Genomic DNA, 21,577 nt, shown 5'->3' on the forward strand with positions numbered 1-21,577 from the left:
TTTCCTGCACTTTTATAGTCCCCAAATTGACTTTTTTAGGTATTTTTGAGCAACTTGAAAAAAAGCTAATGGGTAAAAGATCTATTTTCCTTGCGCTGATTGCGGGCGCTATTGTACAATTTCAGGCAAAAGCGCAAGAATTTACTCCTGAAAAAATGTGGTCTCTCAACCGAATTTCAGGAACCATCGGATCATCAAACGACGAATGGATGATCTACCAGAGCACCAAAACCGATTATACGGTCAACAAAGGAAAAACCAGTACTTTTTTGGTTGAATTGAAAACCGGGAAGACCAGCACACTGGATCTTGACGGAGCCTGGAACTTCATCTGGAATGCAGAAAATCAATTGGTTTTCCTGCAGCCGGCAGGTTCTGAAATCGAACTGAAAAGCTTGAATCCTGCTACCAAAACCGTTAAAACCCTTCACAATTTCGGAGCAACGGCAGTGGAAGGAATTGCAGTGAGCCCCGACGGAAAACGCTTTGCAACGCTGGAACCTTTAAAAATCAAGCAAACAATCAAAGACAAATACCCCGATCTACCTCAAACGTCCGGAAGGTTGGAAACTGATCTGATGTACCGTCACTGGAACCAATGGTCTTCTGCAGAAGTTCCGCATTTGTACTGGTACGAAGCATCTGAAGCAGGTAAATTCTCCAAAAAAGCGGATGTCATGGAAGCTGAAAATTTCCCTTCCGTTACAGGTCCTTTCGGGGGAATAGAAAGCGTTTGTTTCAGCAAAGACGGACAAACCATCTTCTACTCCACCAAGAAAATGGCTGGAAAAACATTCGCACAATCAACCAATTCTGAAATCTACGCTTATCGTACTTCAGATAAAATCACAACGATCCTGTCTTCTGCTCACAAAGGATACGACACCAATCCGGCGATCAATTTCACCGGGAAAACACTTGCGTGGCTGAGCATGGAAAAAGATGGTTTTGAAGCAGATAAGAACAGAATCCGTATCATGGATCTGGAAAGCAGACAGGAAAAAGACCTTACCGCAAGTATGGATGTAAGTGTGAATGAATTCGCATGGCACCCATCCCGCGAGATTATTTATTTCACTGCTACCACAAAAGCAACGAAGCAATTGTATTCCATCGATGTAAAAACCGGGAAAATTCAGCAATTGACTTTTGACCGTTGCGATTATGTGAGTTTCAGCGTGATGAAGGACCGTATTTTGCTGGAAAAGCAAGACATGATCCACCCGACGGATATTTGGATGTTCACTCCGAAGACAAATGCGATGGAGCAATTGACTCACGCAAACAAAGAAGAATTGAAAGGAATTGCCGAGCCGACCGTGCAGGAAAAATGGATCACCACAACCGACGGAAAGAAAATGCTGACGTGGGTAATCTATCCTCCGAATTACGACCCTGCCAAAAAATATCCGGCATTGCTTTATTGTCAGGGCGGACCGCAAAGTCCGGTTTCCCAGTTCTTCTCTTTCCGCTGGAATTTCCGTTTGATGGCTTCACAGGGATATATTGTGATTGCTCCGAACAGAAGAGGTTTACCAGGGTTCGGACAGGAATGGAACGATGCTATTTCGAAAGACTGGGGCGGCCAGGCCATGCGTGATTACCTGACAGCAACCGATAGCTGTGTAGCTCAGATTCCTGCTATCAATAAAGATAAACTGGGAGCTGTAGGAGCTAGTTACGGAGGTTATTCCGTTTACTATTTAGCTGGAATTCACGAAAACCGTTTCAAAGCTTTTATTTCCCATTGCGGATTATTCAACCTGGAAAGCTGGTACGGAACAACCGAAGAATTATTCTTCGCAAACTGGGATATCGGCGGGCCATACTGGCTTCCTGAAAACAAGGAATTATATGCAAAGAACAGCCCGCACAAATTGGTTGACAAATGGAATACTCCGATGCTGGTCATCCATGGGGGAAAAGACTTCCGTGTTCCGGAATCAGAAGGAATGCAGGCGTTCCAGGTACTTCAACTGAAAGGAATCCCGAGTAAATTCCTGTATTTCCCGGATGAAGGACACTGGGTAACCAAACCACAGAACAGTATTTTGTGGAACAGGGAGTTTTTCGATTGGTTAAATACTTACCTGAAGTAGACCGGCAGCTGATTAACCAGCTTTAAAAGAGTAACAAAAACAGGCGTACAAATGTGCCTGACTAAAAATAAAAAACTAAAGAGATATGTGGAATAGAATAGCCAATATCATTCTGAGAAACCGTTTTATTATCCTGGCTATCATGGCATTACTGACCGTTTTATTCGGTTATTATGCTTTGACCGGTTTAAAGATAGACAACAAGTATGGAAACATGCTTCCGAAGGATAGTCCTACCCAGATTACTTACCTGAAGTTCAAGAAAATGTTCGGGGAAGATGGTTCGGCGCTGATCATTGCGATCCAGGATAAAGATTTGTACACGAAAGAAAAATTCCTGCTCTGGAAAGGGCTGGGAGATTCGATCCTGCAAATTGACGGGGTAATCTCGGTGATCTCGGAAGCGAAGTTATTCAACCTCATCAACGATACGGCAAACAGCCAGTTTACGATCAAACCGATCTTCTCGGATGTATCGTTCAAGGAAAAATCCATCGAACAGATCAAGAGCGAAATTCGCAGGAACCCGATCTACAATGGGATCATGTACAACGACTCCACCAATGTGAGTTTGATGATGGTGAGCCTGGATGAAAACTTCCTGGTAGACAAAGAGAAACAGAAAGTGGTTATCGAGATCGAAAACCTGGCAAAATCGTATGAGAAGCATTTCAATCAGATCCATTTCGCGGGATTGCCACACATGCGTGTATTGATAGGTAAACGGGTAATGGGCGAAATGTATATTTTCGTCATCCTTTCGCTGGCAATTTCCTTCGGGATCATGTATTTCTTCTTCCGATCCGTGCGGGTTACGATGATCAGTCTCCTGGTTGTTGCAATTACCGTAATCTGGGCAATGGGAACGATCGGGTTGTTCAATTACAACATTTCGATCATGATGGCATTGATTCCTCCACTGATGATCGTAATCGGTATCCCGAACTGTATTTACCTTTTCAACAAATACCATTACGAGTTCAAACAGCACGGAAACAAGATCAAAGCTCTGACGCAGGTAATCCGTAAAACGGGAACTGCTATGTGGTTGACTAACGTGACCACCGCAATCGGTTTTATGACTTTCCTCTTTACGAACTCTTCCAAATTCTTTGAATTCGGGGTAATTTCATCGGTAAACATCATGTTGTGTTATGTGGTTTCCCTGTGTCTGATCCCGATCTTCGCTTCATTCTCCAAGCAGCCGAAAACACGTCACTTAAAACACCTTGACCGCAAAGCAGCAGTGAAGTTCCTGGAAAGGCTGGTTCAAATTACAGCACACAACCGCAGAACGGTTTATGTGATCACAATTATTCTGACTGTTGGAACAGGTATCGGGATTGTATTCATGAAAGTAACGGGGAATATTACCGGCGATTTACCAGCCAGAGATCCGATCCTGAAAGACATCCAGTTCATGGAAGCCAATTTCGGCGGAGCCGTTCCGTTTGAAGTGTTGATCGATTACAAGGAAAGAGGACGTTTATTCGGTAAGAATACCATGCAAAGCGTGGAGCAGGTGCAGGAAATGCTTGCCAAAGATACTTTGTTCGCCAAAAGCCTTTCCATTGTGGATTTTGTGAAAGTGGTAAACATGGCTTACTACAACAACAATCCTGCGCAGTACAAGATCTTTGCAACGAAGGATAAGCTGCGTCTGAATGCTTACCTGAAGAATTTATCTACGACCACTAACAATTCGACCTTGTCGATCAAAGAATTGGTGGATACTACGAACCACATTCTTCGTGTGCGAACTTCCATGAAAGATTTGGGTTCATACGAAGTGGAAGACCAGGTACATCTGATCGAGCACCGCATTGATAGTATTATGAATCCGGATAAACCTTCGCTGGAAAAGTATTACGCGAAATTTGAAAAAGGGAAGAAAGAATACATCGATTCCATTTTTGAATTATCAAGCGGGGTATACAATAACCTGACTTCGATCCTCTCAAACGGAGATGATAAGAAGCAATATGCTTTTGACTCCGACCCGGAATTGGTCAGAAAGTATTTCGGGAAACCTGCTTTCAAGAAGCAGCTGCGTGAAGCGATCAATAAAGAGTATTACGACATTACACTTACCGGAACATCGGTCGTAGCATCCGAGGGAACAAAATACCTGGTAAGCAACCTGACTTCCAGTATCGTATTTGCCGTGATTTCGATCGCCGCATTGATGTGTTTGTTGTTCTATTCATTCCGCATGGTGGTCGTATCCATGATCCCGAACTTAATCCCGATGATTATTACCGCCGGAATTATGGGAATCTTCGGCATCCCATTGAAGCCTTCTACCCTGTTGATTTTCTCCATTGCATTGGGGATTACGGTCGATAATACGATCCACTTCCTGGCACATTACCGCCACGAACTGAAGACGAAAAAATGGGATTTGAAAGAATGTATTGCCATTTCTATCCGCGAAACAGGTTTGAGTATCATTTATACTTCCGTGATCCTGTTCTTCGGATTCATCGTATTCGTGTTCTCTGATTTCGGAGGAACACAGGCCCTGGGCTATTTGTCTGCAATTACGTATTTCGTGGCTCTTTTCACAAACCTGATCTTGTTGCCTTGTTTGTTATTAAGCTACGAACGCAGGTTGACAACCAAGTCTTTTGAAGAACCGTTATTCGAGATTTACGACGAAGATTCAGACGTAAGCTGGGATTTATTGACCATCGAAGGGGCGGAAGATTCAAAATCCGACAAACCGGCTCCAGCGAAGGAAGACGAAGACCCGTCAAACGAACCAAAAGCCGATTAAACCATGAAGGGAATCATTCTTGCCGGAGGTTCCGGAACACGGCTTCATCCGCTGACGTTGGCAATCAGTAAGCAGTTAATGCCGATCTACGATAAGCCGATGATCTATTATCCTTTGTCGATATTGATGACTGCCGGGATTCGTGAGATCCTGATTATTTCAACTCCGCACGATCTTCCCCAATTCAAAAAACTATTGGGCGACGGCAGTAAAATCGGCTGTACTTTTTCCTATGCGGAACAGGCTGAACCAAACGGACTTGCACAGGCTTTTGTTATCGGTGAATCTTTCATCGGAAATGATTCCGTTGCCCTGATCCTGGGAGACAATATCTTCTATGGCGTCGGGATGGATGAACTGCTGAAGGAAAATGCGGATCCTGACGGAGGTGTCGTTTATGCTTATCACGTAAGCGATCCGGAACGTTACGGAGTGGTTGAGTTCGATGAGGTGATGAATGTGCTTTCCATTGAGGAAAAACCTGTAAAACCGAAATCCAATTACGCCGTTCCGGGATTGTATTTCTACGACAATGATGTGATTGAGATTGCCAAAAACCTGCAGCCTTCTGCTCGCGGAGAATACGAGATCACGGATGTAAATGCGGAATACCTCAGACGCGGAAAACTGAAAGTCGCTATTTTGAGTCGCGGAACTGCCTGGCTCGATACCGGTACTTTTCCCTCCCTGATGCAGGCCGGACAGTTTGTACAGGTAATTGAAGAGCGCCAGGGCTTGAAAGTTGGCTGTATTGAAGAAGTGGCTTATCGAAACGGTTTTATTACTGCTAATCAACTGGAAGAAATTGCACAGCCACTCGTCAAAAGTGGTTACGGCAGTTATTTATTGCAACTATTGAAAAAATAATGACAGGCCTTTCCCATTACGCTGCTTATCTGGAGAATGAAATATCGGGTATCGAACTGTCTGATGAACCCCATAATTTATACGACACCTTGCGTTATTTCCTTTCTTTGGGAGGAAAACGCATGCGACCTATCCTGACATTACTCAGTGGGGAAATCTTCAATATTCCGAAAGAGGAATGCGTCCACGCAGCTTTAAGTATCGAATTGTTCCACAACTTTTCCCTGATCCACGACGACATTATGGATGGTGCACCGGTTCGCCGGGGAAAACCTACCGTACATACCAAGTGGAATACTAACATTGCGATTCTTTCCGGGGATCAATTGTACATCGAGGCTTATCACCAGTTGGCGAATTATTCCGACCACAGGCTTGCACTCCTGCTCAAATCCTTTAACGAAACAGCGATAGAGGTTTGTCAGGGCCAACAGATGGACATGGATTTTGAAAGCCTGGAGACTGTCACCGAAGAAGGTTATATCGAAATGATCCGGCTGAAAACTTCTGTTTTGCTGGGATGTGCTTTGGAATTCGGAGCAATCCTGGGAAACCAGGACGAAGAAACCCGAAGAAATCTCTATGAATTCGGGGTTTCTCTGGGAATTGCCTTCCAAATCCAGGACGATATATTAGATTTATATGGCGACCCGGCGATTTTTGGTAAACAGGTAGGTGGTGATATCCTTTCGAATAAAAAGACCTTGCTGTTTTTAAAAGCCATGCAAACGGGAGATAATCGTTTCAACGAACTGGTAAGGATGAATGCGGATCATCAAAAAGTAGCGCATGCGAAAATCCTTTTTGAAGAGCTGGGTGCACGAAAAGCTACTTTAGATGCCATGAACGGTTATTACGACCAGGCCATGGAAAACCTGAAGCAATTGGAGGCAAAAGGATTGAAAACAGACGCATTGCACGCAGTAGCAAAATTCCTGATTACACGGGAGCTTTAACCAAAACTCTCCGGTATTTCGTTATATAACGATTTCATGAAAACATGATATCATGATATCATGTTTTGGAATTTATTTAGCCTTTCTCTTTTTGTTGGATTCCTTCAATACTTCGTGGATGAAGATGATCGGCAGAAGCATGCTCAGATTGTAATAAATATCCTCCAAAGGAATCGTCCCTATGCGGATTCCCATGATGTGATTTTCAGCATACCAAACCACCGGTTCGTCTGTAAAAAAACCGGTCAACGCACCGTTCACGATCAAAAACGGGACCAGGCAAACCAGGAATGCCAGCGCAAAATAATTGAACCACTTTGCTTTCAGGCGGAAATGAATGCCAATAATCAATAAACAGGACAAGGAGCAAGCCGTCAGTGTGTACCAATTCCGGATATAAAAGATGGTCAGCAACAACCCCGAAAGCACCATTGCAAAAGCAAAAGCACGGCCCAATAGGTCCAGCTTCAGGTTTGGGAAATAACCCCGGATCACTTCGTAAACAAATACACAAGCGTACGGTACCACCAAAAAGAAAAGCACCTCTTCCAGCGGTAAACGGAACAGGTAAATTCCTTCTACGTATTTCGGGTTGAAGCCCCAGACTTCGTGTTCTGTAAAGTAGTTATCCCACAACAAAAAGAACAAACCTACCAGCAGTATCGCAGCAAATGTACTTTTCCAATGCGTATAAAAATGGATCTTTTTATCGAAGCTCAATAGAAAGGGGAAAACGATCGTCCCGAGAATAATCCACAGGTACAAGCTCATTTTACCGCTTTGTTTTGTTTATAGGTCTTCCTGGCTTCGTTGTAATATTTAAACGGAACAATCAGCAACCCGAAGCATTCTCCGTCTTCCTTGTTGATGTGTTTGTGGTGCATTTTATGAGCACGTCTGATCGCTAAGAAATAAGGCGTATTTATTTCGCGGATCCATTTAAAACGCCGGTGAATGAATACGTCGTGGATCAGGAAATAAGTAAATCCGTAAGCCATGATCCCGAATCCCATCCAGACGAAGCCATATTGTTTGTACATCAATCCCAGCATAATTCCCAGCCAGCTTGGTACTGCGAAAATGAGAAAGAAGACGTCATTCCGCTCAAAAAAACCGGGTTGCCCCTGGTGATGGTCTTTGTGGAAATACCACATAAAACCGTGCATCGCGAATTTGTGTGCAGACCATGCTGCAAATTCCGTGAGGAAAAAAGTCGCTATAAAAACCAATATGCCTGCCCAGGTTGGAATCATCTGTTTAAAATTGCAAAAAATATCACTAAGATCGCAAATAATCCGACGGTAACTTTATTTGTTTCTACTGTTTTTCTGCTCAGCACCCAATATGAAAAGAGGGAAGAGAAGATCATCCAGCAGCCATAATTGTAGGGAGGTATCGTTTTAAATTCCCAGAACCAATAGCCTGAACGGATAGCTACCGGCTCAATGATCCAGTCCAAACCGGTCATTAAAGCTCCCGCGATCAGCGCTTTCAATATTACAGGTATTTTCCACTTATGAACAATTGCAGTAGCGGTGAAAGTCAACAATACCCAGTTCAGGGAGATAATCAGCGGGATCCCGTCCACTTTATATCCCAGCACACTTCCGTATTCATAATGTCCGAAAAGTAAAGCCGTATGAACTCCTATCCATTCAATGAGGTAACCTGCAGCACCAATCAGCAAAATATCAATGTGCTTTTTCAGCGAATAATCTTTGAACGACAAATACAAACAACCGAAGGAGAGTAACAGGTTGAAAGGTGTCAGTCCTAAAAAATAGAAGCGGAAACTGGTATTCAGCCCGATTAATCCGACGGTATAAAAGATGATTAAAACAATTAACAGCAGGTTTTGCTTTTTTACAGGGCTCATGGATTAAAGTTTAACTCCGAATAAACACACATCATCCACCTGGTCCAGGTTTCCTTTCCAGGATTGGAAATGGTTCTTCAGCAGGTCATGTTGTTCCGGTGCTTTTTCGGTAGAGATACGCAGCAAATACGCGTGCAGATTTGCCAGCTTCAGTTTTTTTCCTTTTTCACCTCCGAACTGATCGGCATATCCGTCAGTATAGGCAAATAATTCATCACCCGGTTCCAGGTCGATCATATAAGTTTGGAATTCGGTCATCAGATCACTTTTTCCTACCGGCATTTTATCTGCGGGGAACTTGATCAATTCACCACCGCGAACCAGGACCGGGTTGTTGTAAGCAGCCGCATAAGACAACTTGCGGTTTGATTCGTCAAAGCAAAACAATACGCCGTCCATTCCGTCACGAGCTCCGTCGTGAGAAATCGATTCTACCAACCGTTTCCGCACATGGTCAAAGATCTTTCCTGGCTCGGTAATTCCCAGCTGGTTGATGGCTTCACTCAAAAAAGTAATGTTCAGGGCGCTCATAAATGCTCCCGGAACTCCGTGGCCCGTACTATCGCAAATAGCCAGGTAGAATTGGTCGTCTCTTTTTGTTGCCCAGTAAAAATCACCGGAAACAATGTCCTTCGGCTGAAAGAAGATGAAAGACTCCGGAAGCGCTTCTTTCAGCAAAGTCTGCTGCACCAATAAAGATTCCTGGATGCGCTTGGCGTAGTGAATGGAATCCAGTATTTCTGTCTGCTTTTGCTCGATCAGCGATTTCTGATCTTCAATTTCTTCGTTCTGCTTGTTCAATAGCGCATTGGCCTTCTTCTTTTCCTGGTTCGAACGGAAACTAATACCGAGCGAGATCACGATCAATCCCCCGATCAGGAATAATCCTAAGATGAGGTTGCTTTTACGCTGGTTTTCCGCTTCGATCTTTTCGTTGGTTTGCCTGGAAAGTGCCAGGTCCTGCTCTTTTCGCTCCAGTTCATTCAGGGAATTCAAGGTTGCAATCTGGTTCGTTACCGATTCCAGGTCCGTTTTTTCCTTCAATTCCTGGGCTTCCTCAAATACTTTCAAGGCTTTCTCATGAGAACCGCTTCGTTTGTACAATTCTGCCAACACTTTCAGCGTTCTTATCTGCGCTCCTGCATCTTCCGTATCCCTGAATGCATCGAGCGCCAGTTCTGCTGATTCAATTCCTTCTTTATACTGTTTCAACTCTGCATAAATACTGGCTTTGGTGAGTTCCACTTCCCCGTAGTTCAGCAAATCCGCTTCCCGGTTGGCATATTTTCCGGCTGTCAGGGTGAATTTCATCGCTTCATCAAAACGCTTCAGGTCATACAGGTAATTGGCACGTGCCAAATAATATTCCAGCCAAATGTCTTCTTCATCCATTTCTTTGGCAACCGAATACATTTCGTCCAGACAGGCTTTCGCTTTTGAAAATTGTTTTTTGGTCCGGTAATCCAGCGACAAATTGTAAAGAATGGTTTGCCTGTTTCTGACCGCATTTACTTCCCGGCTCAATTTCCGGGCTATTTCGGAATACTTCACCGATTCATCGATCATATTCCTGTCGTGATAAACCGTGCTCAGATTCATGTAGAGCTGCGCTTCCTGTTCCTTATTCTTTATACGTTTATTCAGTTTCAATCCTTCCTGGAAAGTAGAAATTGCCTGGTCATAAAGTCCCACCGATTTATAAGCTGCTGCCAGGTTTGTATACAAAACGAGTATTTTATCATCCTGGTGGAACTTTTTGGCGATATCAATGGCTTTTTGATAATGTTTCAGTGCTTGTGCATACGCCCCTTTTTCGTAATAAACAGATCCGAGATTGGCGTAAGCTCCGGTCAGTTTATCTTCCTGGTGATTCTTTATCCGAAGAGCAATCAGTTCGTTGTACATGGTGATTGCCTTTGAATACTGCGACAGGTAACGGTAATAGATTCCAAGCGTATTTTTTGCATCCATAATGCCGTTCGGATAATTCCGTTTCCGGGCCAGGTTCAGCGCTTTATTCGCAAAAACATAGGTGGAATCGAGGGAATAATCCAGGTAAGTCCAGGCAATTTCATTGTATTGAAAAACGCGCATAGTGTCTGAAGAGACAGGTTTTTGAAGCGCATTTTTTAAGCTGTCGAGGTATTCCGTTTGACCGAAAGCCCCGGATCCCATAACTAACACTATTCCTAAAAACCAACTTCGCATGTTCGAAGATAACGAAAATCAAAATGATGCGTTCCTGATTCAACAGATTATCAATCAGCAATCAACCGAAAGGTTAATCAGGAACCGGGTCTTCGACTCCACTCAGCCACCTGTTCCAGAAAGATTTTTCAAAGGACACTGAGCGGAGTCGAAGTGTATCTTTGGTTTAATATAAAAAGTTATTGAACGGATAACGGATTGCAAAAATGCGTTTGATCTCGGAATACATCGTTTCCCGAAGCTCTTCCACATTTTCCTTATTCGTTGCGGAAATGAACACACATTTGGTTGCCGGCAAGCGGTTCATCCAGGTCTTTTTCAATTCCTCCAGTGTCATATTAGCGCCTTTCTCGTTTTCAGGATTGTACTGATATGCATCGATCTTATTGAAAACAAGGATCATCGGCTTGTCTTTGTTGTCCAGTTCTGCCAGCGTTTCATTCACGATGTGCAGCTGATCTTCAAAGTTCGGATGCGAAATATCTACGACATGGATCAGCAAATCGGCTTCACGCACCTCATCCAGTGTGGATTTAAAAGACTCTACCAACTGATGAGGTAATTTGCGGATAAATCCAACGGTATCTGTCAACAGGAATGGCAGATTGTCAATCACCACTTTGCGCACCGTTGTATCCAGTGTTGCAAAGAGCTTGTTTTCAGCAAATACTTCCGACTTACTCAACAAGTTCATCATGGTACTTTTACCTACGTTGGTATAACCGACCAATGCAACGCGCACCAACTGTCCGCGGTTTCCGCGCTGAACAGCCATTTGCTTGTCGATCTCCTTCAGTTTTTCTTTCAGGAGTGCAATTCGTGTTTGAATGATCCGTCTGTCGGTTTCAATCTGGGATTCCCCCGGACCACGCAAACCGATCCCTCCTTTTTGACGCTCTAAGTGAGTCCACAAGCGTTTTAGTCGCGGAAGCATGTATTGCATCTGCGCCAGTTCGACCTGTGTTTTGGCGTGAGAAGTGCGTGCACGGGAAGCGAAAATATCCAGGATCAGAATGTTCCTGTCCAGAATCTTGCATTCCAGTTCTTTCTCAATATTCCGCAGTTGGGAAGGCGAAAGCTCGTCATCAAAAATGACCAGTTCGATTCCGTGTTCTTTAATGTATTCTCTGATTTCCTCCAGTTTCCCCGTTCCCACAAAGGTTCTGGGGTTCGCCATCGGAAGTTTCTGTGTAAATCGTTTAACAGCAGTTGCACCGGCAGTTTCTGCCAGGAACTCCAGTTCATCCAGGTACTCGTGAGCTTGTTCATCGGTCACCGCAGATGTAATGATCCCAACAAGTACGCAGGTTTCTTCTACTGCATCAACTAAAACGTGACCTTCACTCATTATTTATTTTCGTAACGTTTGAACGAATTTTACCAATCCTTTAATTTCGGGCGTGCTCAACATGTCTTCGTAAGGCATCATCCCTTTATCGTTTCCTTTTCGGATCATTTTCTCGATCGCCGGTTCATCCAACTTACTGATGGATAAATCCTTTGCATTCGAAGCCTGCAATGTTCCGTCAGGCCCATGGCACGAAGCACAATTCAGTGTATAAACCGCTTTGGCATCTTCCAGTGAAACCGGTTCATTGGAAACAGGTTTATCGCTTACTTCCGGTTTAGCTGTTTCACCGCAACCGGCACTTAGCAAACAAACAGAAAGAAGTATTCCGGTGCTGATTTTTAGAACCATGATCCTCCCAATGCAGTTCTGAACGGCCATGGAATTGCCGCGAAAATGATGATCAATACAATCGTATACCAAATCAGGATCGTCTTGTGCTTTTTAGCCGGGTCCAATGCTTTCTCCGCTTTCTTTCTACCGATAGTAATCAAGGTAACTGCGATAACCATCAACAGGATGTGTTCCAACCCGAAGAAACGTAATTGCGGGTTTTTCATCCAGCCTTCCACGTAAGAAATCTTCCCCGTAACAAATGCCAGGATTGTTCCCACTAAAATCTGGATGTGCAGCATTACCATCGCAAACAGGTTCAGCATCTTATCCCCTTTTTCGTATTTTCCGCTTTTTCGTTTTAAGATCGCGTTTACAATTGCGAAAAGCAATAACGCCAATGCTAACCAGCGTAATCCGGAATGTACATGTACCAATGCGCCCATAATCAAATTAGTTTTTGGCAAAATTACCGAAAAAAAGACCTCATTGGTCGAAGTCAATCACTTATTTCCACATAGAATCACTATTTTTCAGCCCTTAAAACCAGAAGTCGTCGAAAAATGATTCGCTATATTGTTGCTCTCTTATTTCCACTGAGCGTTTTTTCTCAAGCCGAAAAACCTCAGAACGGAGTAAAATCCCCTGCCCAAAATTCGTTTGTGCTTACAAATGTGACCATCCTGGTCTCTCCCGATAAAACCATAGAGAATGGTACAATCACTGTCCGGGACGGAAAGATTACGGCGGTGGATAAAATCCTGCTCACCACTCCGAAGGACTTGTTGGTCATTGACGGAAAAAACGCGGTTGTTGTTCCTTCTTTTATCGAAGTGAATTCAACGATGGGAATTCCTTCAGACCAGAAAGCGGAGAACAAAACGGGACCTTACTATTGGAACCATGCAATCCGAGCCGAATTTGATGCGATCGACTGGTACAAAGCGGATGAGAAATTAACCGCAGAATACCAGAAAATGGGATTCGGTTCCGTGTTGATCCACCGGAATGACGGCCTGGCGCAAGGATACGGTTCTTTGATGCAACTGGGAACAACAACTACAGGAAATTTACCCTATTTAAGCAAAGCAGCTTCTTTTTATTCGTTCCGAAAGGGAAGTTCTCCGTTGGATTATCCAAGCTCGCTGGTCGGTTCAATCGCTTTACTGAGACAATCTTTTTACGATGCGCAATGGCATTCCGAATACGGGAAAGATGCCAATTATACATTGGATGCTATCACGCTACAATTGAAAAAGCCCGCTTTCTTTGCTTTGGAAGATAAGTCGGATGTGTTTCGTGTGAAAGCGTTCATGCGGGAATTCAAACGCGACTTTACAATCCTTGGAACCGGGCAGGAACAATTCCTAGGAAATGCATGGGATACCTTGAAAGTACAATTGGTAATCCCGATCAATTTCCCGGAAGCTTTCGACCTGAAAGATCCGTACCTGGCACATGAAATTCCTTATAGCGAATTAAAGGTGTGGGAAATGGCACCGAGAAATCCGGGATTCCTGTTCAAACACAAAGTTCCTTTTATTACTTCTGCTTCCGGGCACACCACCGCAGCAGATTTCTGGAAACACATTCACCAGGCTCTGGCAGCAGGCTGGTCGGTAAATGACGTACTGCGCTCGTTGACAGTAGCTCCGGCAACTTTACTGGGTGTTCAGAAAGAATTGGGAACAATAGAAGCAGAGAAATGGGCTAACTTCACGGTATATGACCAAAACCCGTTCCTGTATCAGGCAAAAGTACTGGAAGTATTCTCCAAAGGAGAACGCAAAGTCTTCCAAAACGCACCGATCTCGGATATCCGCGGAACTTACAGTTTAAACATCGACGGGGCAAAATACTGGCTGGAAATTGCCGGTACTCCTTCCCAGCCGGAAGGAAAAGTGAAATTGGTACGTACTATCCAGGATTCACTCACACTTGCGAATAAATCAGACACACTGACTACCAATGCGAAACTTTCCCTGGTCAATAACGATATCTCCATCCATTTTGTGCAGCAGGTTGACGGCGAAAAGCAAACCTTCAGTCTCAAAGGCGATGTCAATACACGCGTATTCATTTTCGAGGGAGAAGGAACCAACAACAAAGGAAAATGGATCAAGTGGAGCGCTATGCGCAACAAGAAATTCGAAGCGAAAGACGAAACCAAACAAGCCTGGACTGCTGATACAATGAATATTCCGGGTGCACGTTTCCCGAACAGTGCTTTTGGCTTTACCACACCGCCCAAACAATCCGTGATCATTTTCGAACAAGCTACTATCTGGACCAATACCGACGAAGGAATTATCCAGGAAGGAACGGTTATCGTGGAAAACGGGAAGATCAAAGCCATTCACAAAGGTTCCGGAACATACGTGAAACCAAATGATGCAGTAGTAATCAATGCCCGCGGGAAAATCCTTACAACCGGAATTATCGATGAACACTCACACATTGCCTTAACACGCGGTGTAAATGAAGGCGGACAGGCAGTTGCATGCGAAGTGCGTATGGAAGATGCGATCAACGCGGAAGATATTGATGTCTATCGTCAATTGGCCGGTGGCGTAACAGCTGCTCAATTGCTGCACGGTTCCGCCAACCCGATCGGCGGGCAATCCGCGCTGATCAAGTTGAAATGGGGACATTACCCGCATGAATACGTCATTAAGAACGCTCCGAAATTCGTGAAATTTGCTTTGGGAGAAAATGTGAAACAATCCAACTGGGGTGTAAGCAACCGTTTCCCGCAAACGCGTATGGGCGTGGAACAGGTTTACATCGATGCGTTTTCACGTGCACTGGCTTATCACCAGGCGAAAAGCGGGCATCAAACAGGGAAACATAAAGATAAAAACGCGGTTCCTCCGGCGGTTGATCTGGAACTGGAAGCATTATACGAAATTGTTTCGGGGGAACGCAGAATTACCTGCCACAGTTATGTTCAGTCGGAAATCAATATGCTGATGCACGTAGCTGATTCGTTCGGTTTCAAGGTAAACACGTTTACACACATCCTGGAAGGATACAAATTAGCCGATAAAATGAAAGAACACGGAGTCGGTGCTTCTACTTTCTCCGATTGGTGGGCCTATAAATTCGAAGTCATGGATGCCATTCCTCAGAATGCCGCATTGATGACCAATATGGGATTAACCGTTGCGATTAACTCTGACGACGCCGAAATGGGAAGACGTTTGAACCAGGAAGTTGCCAAAACCATCAAATACGGAGGAATGACAGAAGATCAGGCCTGGAAAATGGTGACTTTGAATCCGGCAAAATTGCTGCATTTGGACGACCGCATGGGAACCGTCCAGGTTGGAAAAGATGCCGATTTGGTACTTTGGACAAACAATCCGCTGAGTGTAACGGCAAAACCGATCTACACAATTGTAGACGGAGAAATCCTGTTCGATGCGCAAAAGGACTTCAGCATTCAACAGGAAACTGCCGCAGAACGTGCACGCATCATTGCTAAAATGTCGGAAGAAAACAAGAAAGGCGAACCGACCAAACCTTTCACACGCAAGCGCAGAGGGCATTTCCATTGCAATACACTGGGTGAAGAAGAATCACTCGAAGTAAACGAACACTAACCGGCAGATACAGAGAACATGAAAACAATTATATCTACTTTTTTGCTTCTGTTGGCAATTGTAAGCTACGGACAAAAGAAATACAATAAGATCCTCATCGAAGGTGCAACGCTTCACATCGGGAACGGGAATGTGATCCCGACAGGATCAGTAGGAATTGAGAACGGCACCATTATGTTGGTGAAAAACACGCTGGCCTACACCTACAACAAAGCAGACTGGGATACGGTAATCACACTCAACGGGCATCATTTATACCCGGGATTCGTAGCTCCCAACTCTACACTGGGCTTAACAGAAATTGATGCCGTAAGAGCTTCGCATGATTTCCAGGAATTGGGAACTTTCAATCCGCATGTACGTGCCCAGGTCGCCTACAATTGTGAATCGGATGTGATCGAAACAGTTCGCACCAACGGTGTATTGATGATCCAGACCACTCCACGCGGCGGGCGTATTTCCGGTCAATCGAGCCTGATGACTAGTGCTTGCTGGAACTGGGAAGACGGAACCGTGAAGGCAGATGACGGGATCCACATCGAATGGCCTTCTGCTTACAGCCGCCATTGGGGCGAGCCGGTTGCCAAACCGAATGAAACCTACGAAGAGCAAAAACGGGAACTGATTGCTTATCTGACCAATGCCAAAGTGAGTGCCGGGAATAAGGATAAAGCCACACCGCTTCAATTCAGTGCCATGAGCGAATGCTTTAACGGGGAGAAAAGGTTTTATTTCCACGCCAATGAAGTGCAGCAAATCAATGACATTCTTGATTTAATCACGGAACTGGAAATAAAATTCCCGGTAATCGTAGGCGGATATGAAAGTTACCTGGTAGCAGACCGCCTGAAAATCAAAAAAGTTCCGGTCATGGTTGGCCGCCTGCATTCACTCCCGCAGCACGACGATGATGCCTTCGACCTTCCATACAAATTGCCATTCCTGTTGCAACAAGCCGGTGTACAATTCTGCCTGCAGAACGAAGGTGACATGGAAGCCATGAACGCGCGCAACCTGCCTTTCCTGGCAGGAACTGCTATGTCTTACGGCCTGACAGAAGAAGAAGCAATCCGCTCCATTACCTTAAGCACCTGCGAAATCATGGGAATTTCCAAAAACTACGGAAGTATAGAGATCGGTAAGAAAGCTACACTTTACGGCTCGGCCGGTTCTGCTCTGGAAATGAAAGGCAACCAGGCTTCCTTGTTGCTAATTAACGGGGCGTTTGTACCAACTACCAATTTCCAGACGGAATTGTACAGGAAGTATAAAACGAAGTACGGGAAGTAAAGAGTGAGAATGAGAGCGGAGAATGAGAGTAAACTTACTGAAGGACTTTAAATCATCATTCTCATTCTGTTTCTGATTTTAACAATTATTGTATCCGTTAAATCTCTGCGAATAAATATCTTCGTCGAAAATTTAATTTAATTATCTAGGTCTATGAAAAAAATCTACATTGCTGCGGCATTGCTATTATCCGGTAATGCGCTTTTTGCCCAAAGTTTTTCCCGTACAGACGTTGGTTACACACCAGGTGACAACTATACGATGTATGTTTCCGACTACGTAAACCCTGGAACTACCGGAACAGGTGTAACATGGGATTTGTCCACAATGACAAATAACAGCCAGGTTACAGTAGCTACAACGGCAAACTCAGGAGGAACTTTCCCGACTGCAAACGTAAAATTGACTCAATCAAACGGCGGAGCTATTTACTACAACGTTTCAAGTACTAAAATGGAAGTGGTAGGAATCGATGCAAACGGAACAATATTTACTTATTCCAATCCTGCAACATACCTACAGTTCCCGGTGAATACCACTTATAACTTCACGGATGCTGCGGCAGCTACTTTCACGGTAAGCGGGTTTGCATTCAACCGTACAACAAACACCCAGTCCGAATATTCAGGTACAGGAACACTGATCACTCCGGCAGGAACGTTCACAAACGTAATCCGTGTGAAGTCTACTCAAACAAATACAGATACATATGCCGGAGGAACAATCAATTCATCTGTGATTGCATTTAACTGGTACAAAGCAGGTGTTACTCACGAATTGGCAAACGTTTCCAACGTTACAGGATCATCTACTTCCCAGTCGGCTTATTACACAAGCGTACCTGCAAACCTTGGTTTGGAAGAAAGCGAATTGATCAATTTGTTGATGTTCCCGAACCCAACAAACGGTACGATCGTTGTCAACTCCGATGAGGTAATCTCTAAAATCGAGGTGTACCAATTGTCCGGTGAATTGGCAATGGAGCAAACAGTAAACGACAATTCTTCAGAAGTAAACCTTTCCGAATTGAACTCAGGAATGTACCTGGTGAAAGTTTACGGAAACAACGGTGCAGTTTCTGTTAAGCGCATTTCAAAGAACTAATCGGTTCTGAAAACATAGAGAAATCCCTTTCGCTGCGGTGGAAGGGATTTTTTTATTTCCAATGGTCGGAACAGGCAAGCACGGAAGTAAACGGAGGTTTCCATAAAAAACGCTCACTTATTCCCATTCCGTTCAGCCATTCCATAAATTCTTTTATTCTTCACGCTTTCATTTTTTACTTCTCACATAATCACTTTTTACATTTTCACTTTTACATTTTGCATTTTCATTTAACCTTTCCTAACAAAACCTTATTCCGGAACGGATCACCTTTTTCAATTTTGTTTCCTATTTTTGTTAAAGAACATAAAAAATAACTGTTATGGCATTTGAATTACCAAAATTAGCATACGCATACGATGCATTAGAGCCACACATTGACGCTCGCACCATGGAGATCCATTATACAAAACATCACCAGGCATACGCAACAAACCTGAACAATGCGATTGCAGGAACGGATTTGGAAGGGAAATCAATCGAGTATATCTTACAAAATTGCAAAGACAAGCCGGCTGTTCGCAACAATGGAGGTGGTTACTGGAACCACAACCTGTTCTGGGAAATCATGGCACCGAATGCAGGAGGAACTCCAACAGGAGAGTTGGCTCAGGCAATCAACGATGCGTTCGGAACATTCGAGCACTTCAAAGATGAGTTCGCAAAAGCTGCAACAACACGTTTCGGTTCAGGATGGGCCTGGTTGTGTGTAGAAGGAGGAAAACTGGTAATCTGCTCCACTCCAAACCAGGACAACCCGGTAATGGGAGAAGGATGTAAAGGAACACCGATTTTAGGATTGGACGTTTGGGAACATGCTTACTACCTGCATTACCAAAACCGTCGCCCGGATTACATCAACGCATTCTTTAATGTAGTAAACTGGGAAGCTGTTGCGAAAAAATACGCAGAAGCAAAGAAGTAATAAATCTGTCAAAGAAAAGTAGGGGCGTAAAATTTTACGCCCCTACTTTTTTCTAATCCTTCGACAGGACAATCGTCGTAATAATCCCTCCGCTCAAGGTCGTTTGGGTCGACAATCCATCCACTTCAAATCCTTCCTTTTTCCATTTGTCCAGTTCCTTCTGGATAATCACGCTGTTATTAGCGGCACCGTCATAAGTTTTCGCATCGATTTCCGCCAATTCCGTCGATTTGAAAGATCCGTCAGGGGAAGTTACCGTCATGCGGGATGATCTTCCTCCTCCCAATGGAGGCAATTCAAAAGCCCTGATCAGAACCGTTTGGGATGTTTTTTCCTGGGCCATTCCCTGGCTTGTTCCCAGTAATAAGCATACAGACAATGTTAGCAGTAAACGCCTGGTGTGTTTCATAAGTTAAATTTTAAGATCGTTGATTTCGGGATTATTCCACAAGAATTATTCCATAAAAAAGAAAGGCGCGGTTCAATCAACGACGCCTTTCTTTTTGAACGTAAATAAACTAACTATTGCTTCGTAACAACCAATCGTTTTGGCGCCGACTGGTCCATGCGAACCAGGTAAACTCCTTGTTTCAAATTGCTGATATCGAAGCTCGTTTTCATTCCGCCGTTTGACGGATAAATCTCAGTAACCAATGCCCCGTCAATTGTCAGTATTTGGATCAACTTCACTTCTTTGTCCGAAGTAATTTCAACCAACTTATCTGCAGGGTTCGGAGCCATGCTCCAGTGTGTTTCCATGTATTCTTCCAAACCTAAATAAGGCGTTCCGTTTGTCTCGATTCCGTTTGGCAGGATTGCATAATCTGCATCCAGTAAGATTCCACCAACCGGAACATCAAAGAATAAGGTATCCGTATGTGGAATGTACGGAACATCTACTAGCAGGTAGTAAGAACCGTCGGTAACATGATCAATCGTATATGTACCATCAGAAGCCGTATAAGCAAAACCTTTGGTTTCATGCGTCTGGGCATCTTTTAAAAGCATTAAAGCTCCTTCAAACGGAACGTTCAGTGATTTCAGGTAAGAAGTGTCCACAACGATCGTTCCCGAAACGCTTCCTGTGCCGCTTAATACATCCAGTGTATCCGCATTGATATTCGCATTGTTCAGGAAACAAGGCAAACCGATAGCATCTGCTCCTGTCCAGGTAGAACTGGTAGCAAAATAAAGCGGAACTGCTCCCGGGAATAAAACCGGATCAGGTGTGAAACGCACGTGGTACAATCCTGTCGGTAAACTGTCTGCCGTGTAAGTTCCGTTAGTCACGTTGACGGTTTCTACCGGGATTGCAACGATTGTATCCTGTACGAAATTGAATACTTCCAGGATTCCTTCAGCCGGCTGGCCGTTAACCGTCAAACTTCCCGAAATATCGTTGTTTGCCTCCTGTTCGTCCAAAAAGATTGCAGAATCGTAAATACCGTCTGAAACATCGGAAATCACCAATTTGATATGATACGTACTTCCGACCTGTGCGAAAAACTTCGCCTGTAAAGGAACCGTATAAGCGTCGAATACAAAATTCGTGGAATTCAGTCCGCTGGCATTGTCTACATAATACTGCGAATTGATGTACTGGTTGATGGAATTGATTTCCACCGGAACAGTTGTGCCCGGAACATTGGCAATGTTCACCGGCGGGCCTGCATTTTCCGAAACCAGGAACAGGAAACGGTCTGTGTACTGCGTGTTGGAGAACTCCGGGTATTCTTCCGAAGCAAAGATGTAATTGAAACGGATGGTATCCGTAATGATAGGTGTGAAATCAAACTGAACGGAAATAGCATCAAAACTGCCTGTTCCGGTTGCTACATTCCCATACTGAATGATGTCATAATCTCCGGGCATACTCATATCCACACTGGAAAAAGTAGAAGATGGAGCACTGGAAAGGTTCGGATAACCGGTCGACAGTACCAAACCACTGTTTACCCCTAAGGACATTCCGTTCTCAAAACGGGCAACTTGGTTTTGTGTTCCCTGGAGCGTAACATTGGTGACTCCCTGGCACTGAACACCGAAAATGTTCGTGATCAGTACTTCCAGGTCGGAAACACCGGAGTATATCAATTGGGAATTGGAAAAATTGGAATAAGTGAGAAGGAGAGCAAGTACAAAAGTTGTTTTCAATTGTTTCATAGCGCGGGTTATTTTCTTTCGGTAGGTAGA

General features: G+C 44.1%; 17 protein-coding genes. 8 read left to right on the forward strand and 9 right to left on the reverse strand.

What is annotated here, in order from left to right:
• The first annotated feature begins 68 nt into the window (after nt 1–68).
• The 4 genes from ABDW02_RS18535 to ABDW02_RS18550 all read left to right on the forward strand — a co-directional run bounded on the left by ABDW02_RS18535 (nt 69) and on the right by ABDW02_RS18550 (nt 6,698).
• Complete coding sequence (locus ABDW02_RS18535) at nt 69–2,099, forward strand: S9 family peptidase (RefSeq protein WP_343637257.1); 2,031 nt, start codon at nt 69–71, stop codon at nt 2,097–2,099.
• An 85-nt stretch (nt 2,100–2,184) separates the two neighbouring features.
• Entirely contained in the window at nt 2,185–4,875 is a 2,691-nt protein-coding gene (locus ABDW02_RS18540; RefSeq protein WP_343637259.1) for an MMPL family transporter, read from the forward strand.
• A 3-nt stretch (nt 4,876–4,878) separates the two neighbouring features.
• Nucleotides 4,879–5,742: a glucose-1-phosphate thymidylyltransferase RfbA gene (rfbA, locus tag ABDW02_RS18545; RefSeq protein ID WP_343637261.1), complete on the forward strand. Its 864-nt coding sequence runs from the start codon at nt 4,879–4,881 to the stop codon at nt 5,740–5,742.
• A complete protein-coding gene (locus tag ABDW02_RS18550) occupies nt 5,742–6,698 on the forward strand; it encodes a polyprenyl synthetase family protein (RefSeq protein ID WP_343637263.1) in 957 nt (318 codons plus the stop codon). The genes rfbA and ABDW02_RS18550 overlap by 1 nt, the downstream gene beginning before the upstream one ends.
• A gap of 72 nt (nt 6,699–6,770) precedes the next feature.
• Here ABDW02_RS18550 and ABDW02_RS18555 read toward each other — a convergent pair whose 3' ends face one another.
• The 7 genes from ABDW02_RS18555 to ABDW02_RS18585 all read right to left on the reverse strand — a co-directional run bounded on the left by ABDW02_RS18555 (nt 6,771) and on the right by ABDW02_RS18585 (nt 12,909).
• Nucleotides 6,771–7,469, reverse strand: coding sequence for a lycopene cyclase domain-containing protein (locus tag ABDW02_RS18555; protein ID WP_343637264.1), 699 nt, complete (start codon nt 7,467–7,469; stop codon nt 6,771–6,773).
• A complete protein-coding gene (locus ABDW02_RS18560; RefSeq protein WP_343637266.1) occupies nt 7,466–7,951 on the reverse strand; it encodes a carotene hydroxylase in 486 nt (161 codons plus the stop codon). The genes ABDW02_RS18555 and ABDW02_RS18560 overlap by 4 nt, the downstream gene beginning before the upstream one ends.
• A complete protein-coding gene (locus ABDW02_RS18565) occupies nt 7,948–8,574 on the reverse strand; it encodes a carotenoid biosynthesis protein (protein WP_343637268.1) in 627 nt (208 codons plus the stop codon). Before ABDW02_RS18565 ends, ABDW02_RS18560 begins: the two co-directional genes overlap by 4 nt.
• 3 nt (nt 8,575–8,577) lie before the next feature.
• Nucleotides 8,578–10,749, reverse strand: coding sequence for a tetratricopeptide repeat protein (locus ABDW02_RS18570; RefSeq protein ID WP_343637270.1), 2,172 nt, complete (start codon nt 10,747–10,749; stop codon nt 8,578–8,580).
• Nucleotides 10,750–10,948: 199 nt separating this feature from the next.
• Nucleotides 10,949–12,130: a GTPase HflX gene (gene hflX, locus ABDW02_RS18575; RefSeq protein ID WP_343637272.1), complete on the reverse strand. Its 1,182-nt coding sequence runs from the start codon at nt 12,128–12,130 to the stop codon at nt 10,949–10,951.
• Between the two features lie 3 nt (nt 12,131–12,133).
• Nucleotides 12,134–12,481 (reverse strand): cytochrome c, encoded by a 348-nt coding sequence (locus ABDW02_RS18580; RefSeq protein WP_343637274.1) that lies wholly within the window; start codon nt 12,479–12,481, stop codon nt 12,134–12,136.
• The gene (locus tag ABDW02_RS18585) at nt 12,472–12,909 is read right to left on the reverse strand and encodes a hypothetical protein (RefSeq protein ID WP_343637276.1); all 438 of its coding nucleotides are present in this window, start codon (nt 12,907–12,909) and stop codon (nt 12,472–12,474) included. The genes ABDW02_RS18580 and ABDW02_RS18585 overlap by 10 nt, the downstream gene beginning before the upstream one ends.
• 117 nt (nt 12,910–13,026) lie before the next feature.
• Between ABDW02_RS18585 and ABDW02_RS18590 the strand changes: the two genes are divergently transcribed.
• The 4 genes from ABDW02_RS18590 (at nt 13,027) to ABDW02_RS18605 (ending at nt 19,384) form a co-directional block, all read left to right on the forward strand.
• Nucleotides 13,027–16,065, forward strand: a complete 3,039-nt coding sequence (locus tag ABDW02_RS18590; protein ID WP_343637278.1) for an amidohydrolase family protein — start codon at nt 13,027–13,029, stop codon at nt 16,063–16,065.
• Nucleotides 16,066–16,083: 18 nt separating this feature from the next.
• Nucleotides 16,084–17,355 carry an amidohydrolase gene (locus ABDW02_RS18595; protein ID WP_343637280.1) on the forward strand — a complete coding sequence of 424 codons (1,272 nt, stop codon included), beginning with the start codon at nt 16,084–16,086 and terminating at the stop codon, nt 17,353–17,355.
• A 153-nt stretch (nt 17,356–17,508) separates the two neighbouring features.
• Nucleotides 17,509–18,459 carry a T9SS type A sorting domain-containing protein gene (locus tag ABDW02_RS18600; RefSeq protein WP_343637282.1) on the forward strand — a complete coding sequence of 317 codons (951 nt, stop codon included), beginning with the start codon at nt 17,509–17,511 and terminating at the stop codon, nt 18,457–18,459.
• A gap of 322 nt (nt 18,460–18,781) precedes the next feature.
• Entirely contained in the window at nt 18,782–19,384 is a 603-nt protein-coding gene (locus ABDW02_RS18605) for a superoxide dismutase (protein ID WP_343637284.1), read from the forward strand.
• Nucleotides 19,385–19,436: 52 nt separating this feature from the next.
• On the opposite strand, the gene ABDW02_RS18610 is transcribed toward ABDW02_RS18605, so the two are convergent.
• Together ABDW02_RS18610 and ABDW02_RS18615 are read right to left on the reverse strand one after the other, a co-directional pair.
• A complete protein-coding gene (locus ABDW02_RS18610) occupies nt 19,437–19,793 on the reverse strand; it encodes a hypothetical protein (RefSeq protein ID WP_343637286.1) in 357 nt (118 codons plus the stop codon).
• 113 nt (nt 19,794–19,906) lie between these two features.
• The gene (locus tag ABDW02_RS18615) at nt 19,907–21,547 is read right to left on the reverse strand and encodes a choice-of-anchor L domain-containing protein (protein WP_343637288.1); all 1,641 of its coding nucleotides are present in this window, start codon (nt 21,545–21,547) and stop codon (nt 19,907–19,909) included.
• Between the last annotated feature and the right edge of the window lie 30 nt (nt 21,548–21,577).

Origin of the sequence: Fluviicola sp. (genome assembly GCF_039596395.1) — a bacterium.
Classification (GTDB): Bacteria; Bacteroidota; Bacteroidia; order Flavobacteriales_D; family Crocinitomicaceae; genus Fluviicola.